Source organism: Plantactinospora sp. B24E8, from assembly GCF_039871735.1.
GTDB lineage: Bacteria > Actinomycetota > Actinomycetes > Mycobacteriales > Micromonosporaceae > Plantactinospora.
Genome location: NZ_JBDPMH010000044.1, coordinates 23,042 through 36,974 on the forward strand (window position 1 = coordinate 23,042; position 13,933 = coordinate 36,974).

The 13,933-nt window shown below is 67.7% G+C and carries 9 protein-coding genes; all 9 read left to right on the top strand.

Features of this window, described 5'->3' with window-relative positions:
* Positions 1-261: 261 nt before the first annotated feature.
* The 9 genes from ABGB21_RS33800 to ABGB21_RS33840 all read left to right on the top strand — a co-directional run bounded on the left by ABGB21_RS33800 (position 262) and on the right by ABGB21_RS33840 (position 13,718).
* Positions 262-1,149, top strand: a complete 888-nt coding sequence (locus ABGB21_RS33800; protein WP_347657793.1) for an SDR family NAD(P)-dependent oxidoreductase — start codon at positions 262-264, stop codon at positions 1,147-1,149.
* Between the two features lie 29 nt (positions 1,150-1,178).
* Positions 1,179-1,916, top strand: a complete 738-nt coding sequence (locus ABGB21_RS33805) for an SDR family oxidoreductase (RefSeq protein ID WP_347657794.1) — start codon at positions 1,179-1,181, stop codon at positions 1,914-1,916.
* A gap of 55 nt (positions 1,917-1,971) precedes the next feature.
* Positions 1,972-2,508, top strand: coding sequence for a DUF1097 domain-containing protein (locus tag ABGB21_RS33810; RefSeq protein ID WP_347681258.1), 537 nt, complete (start codon positions 1,972-1,974; stop codon positions 2,506-2,508).
* 137 nt (positions 2,509-2,645) lie between these two features.
* Positions 2,646-3,785 carry a PQQ-dependent sugar dehydrogenase gene (locus tag ABGB21_RS33815; protein ID WP_347681260.1) on the top strand — a complete coding sequence of 380 codons (1,140 nt, stop codon included), beginning with the start codon at positions 2,646-2,648 and terminating at the stop codon, positions 3,783-3,785.
* A gap of 76 nt (positions 3,786-3,861) precedes the next feature.
* A complete protein-coding gene (locus ABGB21_RS33820; RefSeq protein ID WP_347657797.1) occupies positions 3,862-4,551 on the top strand; it encodes a TetR/AcrR family transcriptional regulator in 690 nt (229 codons plus the stop codon).
* Positions 4,552-5,282: 731 nt separating this feature from the next.
* Complete coding sequence (locus tag ABGB21_RS33825) at positions 5,283-7,811, top strand: hypothetical protein (protein WP_347681262.1); 2,529 nt, start codon at positions 5,283-5,285, stop codon at positions 7,809-7,811.
* Positions 7,808-9,502 (top strand): NAD-binding protein, encoded by a 1,695-nt coding sequence (locus ABGB21_RS33830; RefSeq protein ID WP_347657799.1) that lies wholly within the window; start codon positions 7,808-7,810, stop codon positions 9,500-9,502. Before ABGB21_RS33825 ends, ABGB21_RS33830 begins: the two co-directional genes overlap by 4 nt.
* 710 nt (positions 9,503-10,212) lie before the next feature.
* Positions 10,213-11,643, top strand: coding sequence for an extracellular solute-binding protein (locus tag ABGB21_RS33835; protein ID WP_347657800.1), 1,431 nt, complete (start codon positions 10,213-10,215; stop codon positions 11,641-11,643).
* Positions 11,644-11,708: 65 nt separating this feature from the next.
* A complete protein-coding gene (locus ABGB21_RS33840; protein ID WP_347657801.1) occupies positions 11,709-13,718 on the top strand; it encodes an ABC transporter permease subunit in 2,010 nt (669 codons plus the stop codon).
* The last annotated feature ends 215 nt before the right edge of the window (positions 13,719-13,933 follow it).

The following is a 13,933-nucleotide window of genomic DNA, read 5'->3' on the forward strand; positions in this document are numbered from 1 at the left end:
CAGTCGGCAATCCCGTTTCGACGCGCCTTGCGGGCCGGCGCCGGGATCGCCGCAGCTCGGGGCCCTGCGGTGAGTGCGTCATTTGCCTGTTCGGTCGGGTCGGGTCGGCGTCGTCGGCCACGAGGTCGGTGGCATGGAGGCGGTGTCTCGGACGGGCCGCGTGGTAGCGGAAGTAACGGCGATCCGATAGCACCTTGACTACATCGCCCTTACCAAATACAGTGGTATCAATGCTACCGGAATGCGAAGGAGTGTCGTCCGATGTCTGTCGTCCTCATCACCGGCGCCGCCACCGGGATCGGCAACCTGGCCGCCCGCGCCCTGGCCGGCGCCGGTCACACCGTCTACGCGAGCATGCGGGACGTCGGAGGCGGTAACGCCGCGCATGCGGCCGAGATGCGGGCACACGCCCGGGAGTCCGGCACCGATCTGCACGTCGTCGAACTCGACGTCACGTCCCAGGACTCCGCCGACGCCGCCGTGCGCAGCGTCGTCGAACGGCACGGTGGCCTCGACGTGGTCATCAACAATGCCGGGCACCTGTACGTCGGCTACGTCGAGGCGTTCACCGACCAGGACGTCACGCGCCTGATAGACGTCAATGCCGTCGGCGCGCATCGTGTCAACCGTGCGGTCCTGCCGCACTTCCGGCGGCGCCGGGCCGGGGTGCTGATGTATGTCGGCAGCACGATCCCGGTCACGACCCCGCCGTTCCTCGGCCCGTACGTGGTCAGCAAGGCCGCCATGGACGCGCTCGCCGTGACGACCGCCTACGAGGCCAACGCGTTCGGCATCGAGACGGTCATCGTCATGCCGGGCGCCATCACCGAGGGCACCGAGCACTTCCCCAACGCGAGTCGGGCGAGCGACCAGGACGTCGCGTCGGCATACGCCGCCCTCGACCAGCTCGTCGAACGCACCGAGCGGGCCACCGCCGCGTTGCTCAGGCGCCCGCTGATGGGCGCCGCCGGCGTCGCCGCGGAGATCGTCCGTGTCCTGGCCCTGCCCTTCGGCGAGAAGCCCTTTCGGACCGTGATCGACGACGCCCACGCCGGGGTGGAACACGTCAACGACGTCGCGTACCGGACCCGCGCCGACTTCGTCCGGCGGCTGGGTTACCCCGAGCTGCTCACCCCGGCCGGTGCCTGACCAACCGGAACCAGAGAAAGGAGAACACCGTGCCTTCGAACCAGGGCCGGGTCGCCGTCGTGACCGGAGGATCCCGGGGGATCGGTCGCGCCGTCGCACTGAGGCTCGCCGCCGACGGCCAGGACGTGGTCGTCGGCTACCTCGGTAACGAGACCGAGGCGAACTCCACGGTCGCGGCGATCAGGACCGTCGGGGGGCGCGCCGTGACGGCTCAGGTGGACGTGGCCGACGAGAGAGGGGTCACCGCACTGTTCGACACCGCCGAGCGGTCGTTCGGCGGCGTGGACGTTGTCGTCAACGCCGCGGGCGTCATGGTCCTCAGCCGGGTCGCCCAGTTGGACCTCGGCGAGTTCGACCGGATGCACCGCACCAACCTTCGCGGCACCTTCGTCGTCGCCCGCGAAGCGATCAGTCGTCTGCGTCCGGGCGGCGCGATCATCAACTTCTCCACCTCGGTCACCCGACTCAACCTGCCCAGCTACGCCGCGTACGCCACCAGCAAGGCAGCCGTGGGGGCCCTCAGCCCGATCCTGGCCAAGGAGTTGCGCGGCCGGGACATCACCGTCAACGCAGTGGCTCCAGGACCCACGGCGACGGCCCTGTTCCTCGAGGGCAAGAGCGACGACCTCATCCAGAGCATCGCGAAGCAGAACCCGATGGAACGGCTCGGCCGCCCGGAGGACATCGCCGAAGTGGTGTCCCTGCTCGCCGGTCACGGTCGATGGATCAACGGGCAGACCATCTTCGTCAACGGCGGCGCCGCCTGACGAACCGCTGACCGCCCAACCAGCCGCCCTTGGCGGCATGAGGAGGAAACAGCAGATGACTCGGCAAGTCCACGACTCCGCAACCGCACCGACACCGGCCGCGCCCGTGTCGCGCGCCGCAGCATCGTCCTCTGCTCAATTCGTACGCTTCACCCTCGTCGCAGCCGTCATCGCGGCAGCGGCGGCGTTCCTCACCGAGGCAGTCGGTCTACATGCCTGGGCGATGTTCGTCGGCTGGGTGGCCTGGTTCACCCGCCCCACCTCGGCCCTGCACGGCGTCCACGCCGTGATCAGTCTGTGGGCGGGAATGCTGCTGGCCGTGGTCGGGCACCTCATCGTGGCCCTCCTGTCTCCGTCGATCGGGGTGGCGGCGCTTCCCGTCGCGGTGTTCGTACTCGCCTGCGTCGCCGTCGGCATGCGCACCACACCCGTGCTCAACAACATGCTCGCCTGGTTCGTCGGTCTCGTCGCGTTTTTCGCGTTGCACCCCGACGACGTACTGACGGGGCTGCTGACCTTGATCGCGGCCAGCGGCGTCGGCGCCGGCGCCGGCTATACCTGCCAGCGCCTGCAACGGCGATTCGCCGCCTGAGTGGCGCGGACGAGCCGGCACCACAGGTCGACAGGCCGGTGCAACCCGGCCCACCGGCACGGTGCCGGCTCGATCGTGCACCACACCAGCTACGACCGGCCAGCGGCGGAAGCTCACCCTTCAGAGGAGGTACAGCCGTGTTCCATCGACCACTTCGACACGCCGCGACGGGTTCGAGCCTGATCGCCGCGCTTGCCCTGACAACCTGCTCGCCCGATCCCCAGCCGATGACCAGCCCCGGCAGCGGGCAGCCGAGCGTCACGTACGATGACCGCCCAGTCGCGACGCTGGGCGAACCCGTCGAGATCGCCCGCGGCCTGGACGCGCCCTGGGGGTTGGCCTTCCTTCCCGACGGATCCGCGCTGGTGTCACAGCGGATCAGCGGTGATGTCGTCCGAGTCCCGGCTGGCGGCGGCACGCCGCAGCCGGTCGGCACGGTACCCGGTGTGGTGGCCAGCGCCGAGGGCGGCCTGCTCGGCATGGCGGCCTCACCCGACTTCGCCACCGATCGCACGGTCTACGCCTCGGTGTCCGGTGCACAGGAGAACGCCATCGTCGCCCTTCGGGTCGCCGACGATTTCCGATCGCTGCGGCAGGAGCGGGTGCTGCTCGACGGAATCCAGACTGCCGACCGCCACCACGGTGGACGCGTCGTGATCGGCCCGGACGGCAACCTGTGGATCGGCACGGGCGACGCGTTCGAGCCGCAGAACGCTGCCGACGAGGCCACCCTCAACGGCAAGATCCTGCGGATCCGTCCGGACGGCTCCATCCCGCGAGACAACCCCACGCCCGGCTCTCCGATCTATTCCTCCGGGCACCGCAATGTCCAGGGCATCGCCTTCGGGCCGGACGGTACGGCATACGGGTCCGAACTGGGCCACCGCACCTGGGACGAGGTGAACATCCTCCGACCGGGGCAGGACTACGGCTGGCCCGAAACCGAGGGCCTGGACGGCAGCACCGGAGTGCCGCCGATCTTCACCGTGCACCCCGACGATGCCTCGCCCTCGGGTGTCGCGTACGCCGCCGGGTCCCTGTGGATCGGCGCGCTCGGCGGTCAACGTCTGTGGCAACTACCGGTCGACGGCAACGCTGCGACCGGGGATGCCGTCGAGCACTTCGAAGGCGACCACGGACGCATCCGTACCGTCGAGGTCGCCCCCGACGGGGCCCTATGGCTGGTCACCTCCAACACCGACCGCGCCACCTGGGGCGGTACCGATCCGCGTCCGGGTGACGACCGCATCCTGCGCGTCGAGGTCCGACCAGGCTGAGTGGCACACCGACGATCCCGGCGACGCTCCGCGGCTTGTCGGCGTGAGGAGGTGACAGCCGATGTACCCTACGGCCATGCCCGCCAAAGGCCCCCGCGAACGCATCATCGAGGCCACGGCGACGCTCCTTTCCGAAGGCGGACGCGACGCCGTCTCCACGCGTACCGTCTGCGCGGCGGCCCACGTGCAGGCGCCAGCCATCTACCGGCTGTTCGGTGACATGCAGGGCCTGCTCGACGCCGCCGGCAGTTACGGTCTCGCCAGTTACCTGGCTGGGAAGACCGCGATAGCGGACAGCGACGATCCCGTCGAGGACCTGCGCCTCGGCTGGGATCTCCACGTCGAATTCGGTCTCGCCCAGCCGGCGTTCTACACCCTCATCTTCGGCGACGTACGTCCCGGCCACCAGTCTCCGGCCGCGGAACAGGCCGCCGCCATCCTCGCCCACCGGGTCAACCGCATTGCCCAGGTCGGCCGGCTTCGCGTGACCGAGGAACGCGCCGCCCAACTCGTCCACTCCACCGGCAAAGGTGTGACGCTCACGCTCATCGCCACACCGCCGGCGAAACGCGACCTGGCACTCTCGACGATCGCCCGCGAGTCCATCCTGGCCGCCATCACCACGGACACCGTTACCGCGGCCACCTCCACCGATCTGCTCAACGCCGCGGTCTCGCTACAAGCCCACCTCGACGAGGCCACCGTCCTCACCGACGGGGAACGCGTCTTGCTCGGCGAGTGGTTACACCGCATAGGCAGGCAGTGATAGGGGCAGGAACCGGCAGCCGACGGCGGCGTTGAGAGTGTCGCGGTCAGACTGAGCCCGCGGGTGAAGGTGTTGTGTAGGTGGGGCAGGTCGGCGGTTTGGGCGTGGGTGATCCAGCCGGGCGTTGGCGATGTGGCGGTGGAGCGGGGTTGATGCTGCCGGCGCAGCCCAACTCTCTGATCTCCGCCAACAGGCACCTGCGCCGACGGCGGGTTCTTGTGTACGGCATCGGCGCAGGTGGTCGTGGTAGGGATCAGCAAGCGTGGGCCGGTACTGCAACGCCGCTGGACGGGTGGTGTCGGTTCGCCTGCCGTGCTGTCGGCCCAGCACGAGACCGTGCCGGACGGGCGTCCGCGGGAGCCTCGTCGAGTGCGGTAGGCCCCGCGCAATGATCACCGTCTCCACCAAGGGCCGGGGCGCTCCGGGCACAGACCTGGGCAAGAGCAGGCCAGATCAGCGCAGGTCGCCTCGGAGCGGCGGACAGCGGCCGTACCAGGTCCGCCAGTTTCGGCACCCCAGGATCGTCGGCCCCTGTCAAAATGGTCACCAGCGTTGCGGTGAGCCTTGACGATGTCGTGGCAGATCGGGTCACGTGAGGTACCGACGCCTCGGCCAGGCAGAAGGACGGAGAAGCAATGCGTGACCCCGCCGTGTCCTTCCGTGGAGCCCTGCGGATCCTGGGTCGAGATCAGCCTCCGTTGCTGGAGACTGTGGACAGGGTGCTTGGAGGCGTGATCCTGGCGGGACCTCTGCTCGGGGCCACGGTCGCCGCGCCGTTGGGGGCGCTGTGGGGCTGGGTGGACCAGAAGGGCGCAGCGGTCCACCTGGTACGTCAGCTTTCTCAGGATGGACTGCCCGCCGTCCGTGGCGCGGCTGGTCACCGGCGACATGAGCTGTTGAAAGCCGCCCACACGATTATCGTCGGCACCGCGTTCTTCGAGAGCCTCGCCGAGGCGATTGGTTCGGGCTACCGTTCGTTGGCGGTGACGGAACGAGAAAAGATCCAGCTGATCACGCTGGATTACCGAACTTCAGCGACTGCCGTGGAGCGCCTCTACGAAGCGCCTGTGGCAATGCCCTCTGCTGTCATAGGGTTTGACGAGATCGCCAGCACAGAGCTGCCGAGGTTCTTCGCGCAGGCTACCGAGACGGCGACCCGGTTCTTCGACGGCCTAGAGGCATGGCCGCAGGTGCGTCAGGGAATACCCCAGATCGACAGTCTGCGCGACCGGGTCGTGCGTGAGTCGGTCAGACGCTATCGGTCGTTCTACCTCGAACTCGCCGCCGAGGTACCTGAGTTCCTCATCTGGGCTGGGTTCCAGGAGCACGCGGCCACACGCGGCCAGATCTCGATCTTGAGCCATTCCGTAAGCGCCATCCTCGAACAGCAGGCCGAACAGTTGGTTCGGCTCGAGCAGTTGCTACTGCAGACGGCGCCACGGCCGGCGCCCGGCCCTCACTCTCAGGTAGGCATGCTGGGGCTGGTCAACCGCAGTGCGTTGACGAATTCGCTCGTACCCGAGGGGACACTGCACCACTCGACGGGTACGACGTTTCCCACGCTGGAGGAGGGATACGTCACGCCGCGGTTCCGGCACGCCGTTTTCATGCCGAACGCTCGACCCGCCCAGGAAGCGTGGTGGGGTGAACAGAGCGTTCGTTCGGATCTTGACAGGTTCCTCGCGGGCCACTTCGCCTCGCCGGAGGGGACCAGGCTGCCCATGCTGGTACTGGGCCATCCCGGTGCGGGGAAGTCGCTACTCACTCGCGTTCTGGCCGCCCGGTTGCCGGCAGAGGGTTACGTGGCGGTACGTGTTCCGCTCCGGTCCGTCGATGCTGACGCTCCGGTCTGGGAGCAGATCCAACAAGCCCTCGATTCGGCCACTCATGGCCGAGTCACCTGGGCTGGTGTGACGGATGAGAGTGCGGAGTTGATCCGCGTCGTCCTGCTCGACGGGTTCGACGAGTTGTTGCTTGCGGCGAATCACAGGGCGAAGATCGGTTATCTACAGGAAGTAGCGGACTTCCAGCGACGGGAATACGAGATGCAACGTCCTGTCGCCGTGATCGTGACCACCCGTACCGTCGTGGCAGATCGAGCGCGGTTGCCCACAGGGTGCTCCATGGTCCAGCTTGTGGACTTTGACGAACCAGCGGTGGTTCGTTGGCTCGACACCTGGAACGAGGTCAATCGGTCAGGAATTTTCGCCGGACATACCCGGGCGGTAGCCGCCGACGCTGTGCTCAGGCACGCTGAGCTCGCGCACCAGCCGTTGCTTCTGTTGATGCTCGCGCTCTACGGCTCCGATCCCCAGGTGCCTGACCTGTCCGACAGTGTTCTCTCGGAGGCCGACCTCTACCGCGGGCTCCTGGACAACTTCATCCGCCGGGAGGTCGGAAAGACTGTTCAGAATCCTGCTGAAATTGAAACCTCCGTCCGGAGGGCTCTCCGGCACCTGGGGATCGCGGCGTTTGCCATGTTCAACAGGCCCGACGGACTGCGAGTCTCCGAGTCCGAGTTGGCAGCTGACTTCGCCGCCCTCCTTGACGAGGAGCCGTCCCCAGGTACGCCGAGCCCGGCGGGCAACGCCGAGCGAACCATCGGCCAGTTCTTCTTTGTGCAGACATCCGAGATAAACACGAGAGTCGGCCTCAAGCCCGACCGCTGTTACGAGTTTCTGCACGCGACGTTCGAAGAGTTCCTGATTGCGTTGCATGTCGTGGAACTGCTCGACGTGCTGACGGAAACCTGGCGTATGTCCCAGCGGGCCGGCATGGAGCTGGACATCGGAATGCTGCGGGCTTTGTTGTCGCACCGTTGCCTGGCGTTACGCATGCCGATCCTGAACTATGCCAGGGCATTGTTCGCCGCTCTGCCCGGCGAGCAACAGGGGCGCTGCCGCGAGCTTCTCCGCTACCTCTGCGGCCATGCGCGCCGGTGGGAGACGCGGGGCCGGGCGGTACCTTACCGACCGCAGGCGGACGACGTGGTGCGAGCGGCTGCCGCCTATACCGCCAACCTGTTCCTACTCGCGGTGTACCTCGCGCCCCGACCGCTGCCTCTCGCCGATGTGTGCACGCCTCAGGCGGATCCGACGGACTGGATGCGCTCCACTGTTCGGCTGTGGCGTGCCGGTCTGAACGCACAGGAGTGGGAGGCTGTGGCAGACATTCTGGCCGTGGTGGGCGGCAGCCACGTCACTACCTGGACGTCAGGGCTACCCACGCGGAACCTCACCTCGATCGTGGATGTGCTGTGACCTCTTTCGGGCCGGGCAGGGGGAATGCGGACACGGACACCGCCCAGGTTGTCGTTTGCGGCTCCGACGACCTGGCCTACCGCACGGTTGTCGAACTGGTAGCGCGCTACCGGGCCCGTGTCGTCGTGCTGACCATGGGCGGCGGTGACCGCGACGCCGAGATCGCCCGACTGCCGGTTCGGACAGTGCCGACGCGGCATCTCGACGCGGACGCGTTCCGTCGCGCCGGGCTGGCTGACGCCAACGCCGTGGCCCTGCTGGATCAGGATGACGTGGGCAACATCCGGACGGCCCTGATCATCCGAGAGATCAACCCCGATGCCCGGGTCGTCCTGCGGATGTTCGACCAGACCCTGGGTGCCGGCGTTCGCAGTCTGCTGCTGGGCGACACGGTGGTGGTCTCCGACGCGGCGCTGGCCGGCGAAGCCTTCGTGGACGCCGCGCTGGATGCTCCCACCGTCGTCTGCCAGAGTGACGAACTGGGCACCCTGTACACCGCACCGCGTCAGGCGGTACCAGGCGATCAGGTCGTCTGTGGGCTCGCGGTTACCTGCCGCGACCGGCTGGAATTGCTTCCCGGCGACGCCAACCAGGCGGATCTGGTTTTGGCCCGGGTTGCGACAGGTCATGTTCCTGTCGGTACGCCTCGCCCGGCTCGCCGGACAACGAGGCAGGGCGGAACGGCGGGCTTGCTACGCCGACTCCGACGCCTATCCAGTATGGTCAGCCGACCGATACGAACTGCACTGATTGTCATGCTGGTGCTCTGCGCGCTCGGTAGTACATTGATCGCCTGGGCAGAAGCACTCGACCCCGTCAGCGCCGTACTGATAGCCATCGCCTTTGCCACGAACGGCTGGCAACTCGAATTCGATCGACCTGTATTCCTCCAGATCGTGAGTGCGACTCTGGCCTTGCTGGGCGTCGGGCTCGTACCGCTGCTCGCCGCCGCGGTAACGGAGGCCGTCATCAACTCGCGGTTGGTCGGGTCCCTCGGGCGACTCTCGAGCTTGGGCGCCCCAGTCGTGGTAGTCGGACTGGGCAACGTCGGTACCGCAGTGATCCTCAACCTACACGCCCAGGGTGTACCGGTCATCGCCGTCGACAGCTCCGAACAGGCACGCGGCGTGGATATTGCCCGCCAACTCAACATTCCGGTCCTCGTCCAGGACGCCACCCGGATGCAGGCACTCGACGCTGTACCGGCCGCACGTGCGCTGATCGTCGTCACCTCGGATGACGTGGTGAACCTTGAAACGGCCTTGCGTGCTCGTTCCCGACAGCCGAATCTCTCCATCGTGCTGCGTCTCGCCGACGACGAACTCGCCAGTCGGGTCGCCGAGGCCTTCGGCATCCAAGTATCCCGAAGCGTGGCGGCCCTGGCCGCGCCAGCCTTCGCAGCCAGCCTGATGTCACGGGAGATGTTGGGCATCATTCCTGTCAAACGTGACGTTCTGCTGCTGGCCGAATTCGCCGTCGGCGCCAGTTCACAACTCGACGGAGCGCTGACCAGTACCGCTGAGGCGCCCGGGCTGGTGCGCGTCATAGCGGTAAGCCACGGTCAGGACCGCCCGATGCTGTTCCCGCCTTTCGGTGATCCACGCCTGAAGCACGAGCACCGCGTGATCGCGGTTGGTACCTCGGCGGGGCTCGGGCGCCTACTTACCCGCGTGGAAAGCCCGTTGCGATGAACGAGTGTTCGAGCTGCTGGTCGACGTGACGGGCGTCGACTGGCCGACCGGTGCGGCGCTCGCGCCCCGTGGTACAGGACCGCCCTGCTCTGGCCACGGATTGCGGCAGCGTAGACCCCGGCTGTGTGGCGGTCCTTGCACGAGGCGGTGACGCGTGTCGCCGGCCGGTTCACGCGGGCGGAGCCACGGGCGACGGCCGGGCGGTTGGTCGAAGATCCACCGTCGAGCGTGGAGCGCGAGCCGGCCGTTGCCTGCGCGATAAGGGCCGGAGGACCCGGCTGTCGGCAGGGCGAGAGGCGTGAGCATCCATGCCGGAGTGACCGCCGGGTCACAATGAAGCACGATCGCCCTCGATGCTGCTGATGCGAGGGACGTGCCGTGACCTCGGGCGCTGCTATTGGCGGTGACAAATGGCAACGGTTTTCTCAGAACTTCCTTCCATCCCTAGGCGCGACTTTCCGGAATGTGTAGGGTGAGCGCACCGCCGGGCCGGCCGACGTCCCAGACCGGCGGCGCGCACGTCTCGGGGCAGGTTGGGGAGGCCCGCCGAGCACGGGGCATCTTTCCCGATGACTGCGCGGCAGGGGGGCTGCGACCACCACACAATCCGTCCTCGTGCGCCGTCCTCAGGCGTACACAGGGAAGGCGACAAGCCTCCCGGCCCCCTTTCGACGTTCAGCGGTGAGACGAGACGAAGGAGGGGGATGGTCATGGAGGGCAACCCGTTGTGGTCCCGGCGCGGCTTTCTGGGCATGGGGGTGGGGCTGCTCGGCGCGGCCGGTCTGGCTGGGTGCGGAGACAGTACGCCGTCGACTCCCCGGGTGCAGGCCGAGGTTCCGAAGGAGCTGATCGACGCCGCGGCGTCGTTGAAGGGCTCCTCGATGGGGATGTTGTCGCAGAAGCTGTACTCGGAGGCGGCGAACGCGGCGCTCGACAGCTCGATCAAGAAGTTCGCCGACAGCACCGGTACGAAGATCGAGAACAGCCTGGTCCAGGCCGACGCCGGTGACGTGGTGGCCAAGATCCATGCCGAGGTCGAAGGTGGCGTGGCGCGTGACCTCGCGTTCATGACCGACTCGCGGTTCGTCGCGCAGTTCCAGGCGCTGGGCGACCTGGAGGACGTGACGGACGTCGTCCAGGCGCTGACCGCGAAGTACGGCGAGCCCACCGCGGAGTCCAAGAACTTCTGCGTCTTCGACGGCAAGTGGTTCGCCATCCCCTACCACTTCATCGGGATCGGGTCGTTCCTGCGCAAGGACTGGATGCAGGACAAGGGCATCGCCCCGAAGGACATCTACAGCTGGGAAGAGCTGCGGGACCTGTGCCTGGAGATCTCCGATCCGGCCAAGCGCCGGTTCGGTTGGGGCATGACCGTGAACCGGTCCGGTGACGCCAACGGCATGATCGAGGCGCTGATCAACTCGTACGGCGGGGCGATCGCCTCCAACGACGGCAGGAAGGTCATGTTCAACTCGCCGGAGACGGTTCAGGCGGTGACCTTCCTCGGTGACATCTACACCAACCCCAAGTACAAGCCGATGCTGCCGCCCGGGGTGGCCGCCTGGACCGACTCGAGCAACAACGAGAACTGGCTCGCCGGGATCCTCGGCTACACCCGCAACCAGCTCAGCGTCTACGCGGACTCCAGGACCAAGAAGAACCCCGTGTACGACAACACCCACGTTTTCTCCGACTGCATCGGGCCGGCCACCGACAACCCGCTGCTGCTTGGACAGTCCCAGGCCTTCGTCATCTTCAAGGGCGCCAAGAACGCACCGCTCGCCAAGCTGCTGGCGCAGTACCTGGTCAGTGCGCCCGCCCTGCTCGGGGTGGCGCAGGAGGCGCCCGGCCTGGCGCTGCCCGCCTGGGAGAAGGTCTGGGACGCCGACCCGTTCTTCACCAGCGGGGACCCGGCGTTCCCCATCATGCGCAAGATCACCGAACTGTCGCTGCCGCTGAAGACGAAGAACGGTCTGAACTTCCCGCAGAAGGCCAGCGCGGGCCAGCAGGCCGCCGTCGGGGCCTACGTCCTCACCGACATGATGCAGCAGGTCATCCAGGGTACGGCGCCCGCGCAGGCCGTACAGGACGCCCACGAGAAGATGGTGCAGATCTTCACCCAGCAGGGGCTGCCACAGTGACGGTCCGTCCAGCGCCGGCCCCGGCGAAGGCGGCAACCCCGCCACCGGGGTCCGGCTCTCTCAGCGTGACCCGGCGGAGGCTGGGTCGCGACTGGCGGCTGGCGGCACTGTTCCTGTCGCCCACCGCCATACTGGTCGGCGGGCTCGTGCTCGTGCCGATCGTCTGGTCGGTCGTCACCAGCACGACGGAACGGCACGGGCAGCAGAGCGTGTTCGTCGGTCTGGCGAACTACTTCGCCCTGGCCGACGACGACCAGTTCCGTACGGGCGTGGTGAACTCGTTCGTCTTCACCGCGTACGCCGAGGTGTTCAAGGTCGTACTGGGGCTGTCCGCCGCCCTGCTGTTGCACCACCTGCGCCGTGGGCGGGCCGTGTTGGCCGGGCTGCTGCTGTTGCCGTGGGTGGTGCCGACGGTGGTCACGGCGTTCAGCTGGCGGTCGCTGCTCGACCCGATCTTCGGCAGCGTCAACATGCTGCTCACCGAGTCGGGGATCGGGCCGCTGCTGGCCTCCCTGCATCTGGTCGACAGCTGGCCCGCGGGCTGGCTGTCCGACGCCGAGTTGGCGATGCCGTCGGTGATCATGGTCAACGTCTGGAAGGGGGTGCCGTTCTTCACCGTCGCGTTCCTCGCGGGGTTGAAGGCCATCCCGGCAGACCTGTACGAGGCGGCGACCGTCGACGGTGCCTCGCCGTGGCGTCGGTTCGTCCACGTGACGCTGCCGGGACTGCGTCACGTGATCACCGTGACGGTGACCCTCTCGTCGATCTGGACGTTCAACAACTTCGACCTCATCTGGTTGCTGACCCAGGGCGGTCCGGGCGACGCGACCGCGCCGTACGTGCTGGTCGCCTACTCGAAGGCGATCCTGCAACTGCAGTACGGCGCGGGAGCGGCGGTCACGCTCGTCATGCTGCCGGTCATCGGCGGGCTGGTGTACCTCCTGGTCCGGCTGATGTACCGGGACGTCGGCACCGCGCCGACCCGACGTATCCGGAAGGCGCGGCCGGGACGGACCGAGCGCAAGGCGGGAACGGCGGAGTCGACGTCGGAAGGGCGGACGGCGGGGTCGACGTCGAAAGCGCGGACGGCGCTGCCGTGGGTCGTCGCCCTGGTGCTCACCGCTGCGCTGGCCTGGGCGTCGCCACACATCATCTGGAAGGCGGCGGTCGTCCTCGGGGTGATCCTGCTGGTCGCGGCGGGTGTCGGCCGGGTGGTCTCGGCGTTCCAGTCCGGCGGACACCGCCGGGCGTCGTCCCTGATGTCGGGCCTGGCGTCCGGTCTCGCGCTCGCCGCGCTGCTCGTTTTTGTCCTGGTCCCGCTGTACTGGATCGTCGTCACGGCCTTCAAGTCCGAGGGTCAGATCGTCATGCGCAACGACGACCTGTGGCCGACCCCGTGGACCCTGCAGCAGTTCACCGACCTTTTCGCCACCAAGCCCTTCGGGCGCTGGTACCTCAACACGGTGCTGGTGTCCCTGGCGTCCACCGTGGTGGCACTGGTCTGTGCCGCCCTGGCGGGCTACGCGCTGGCCCGGCTGCGGTTCCGAGGGGCGCAGGGGTTCACCGTCACGGTGCTGATCACCTACGTGATGCCGGGGGCGCTGCTGTTCATCCCGCTGTACCAGCTGCTCATCGAGGCGCGGCTCACCGACTCGTTGTGGTCGCTGGTGGTGACGTACCCGACCTTCACGCTTCCGTTCGCCACGTGGCTGCTGACCGGGTACTTCGCGTCGATTCCCGTCGAGCTGGAGGAGGCCGCGCTGGTCGACGGCTGCACCCGTTTCCAGGCGTTCCGCCGGGTGATGCTGCCGCTGGCCAAGCCGGGCCTGCTGGCGGTGGCGCTGTTCACCCTGACCAACGCCTGGAACGAGTTCCTCTTCGCCTTCGTGTTCATCACCAAGGACGAGTACAAGACGCTCCCGGTGGGGATGCAGTCGATGATCACCGGGGACGTCGTACCGCAGGGGCAGCTCGCCGCGGCGTCGCTGCTTGTCAGCATCCCCGTGGTGGTCATGTACGCCTTCGGGCAGCGCTTCCTGACCGAAGGGCTCACCGCGGGCGCGGTGAAGGGCTGACCTGGATCCGCGCGCGTCGACGAGCGCCATGAGCCCCGGGTGGGCCAGCTGGCAGGTTGGCCCCCACCAGCCGATCGTGGTGCGAACGGCTGGTGGGGGCCAACGGGTCCGAGGCGAGCACTTGACAGTGGTCGGTGACCACGGGCTACCCTCGTCCGTAGCGCGTGGGGATCGCGCCGAGACTCGCCGGAAGGCTTGAAGCCACCCCTCGCCTC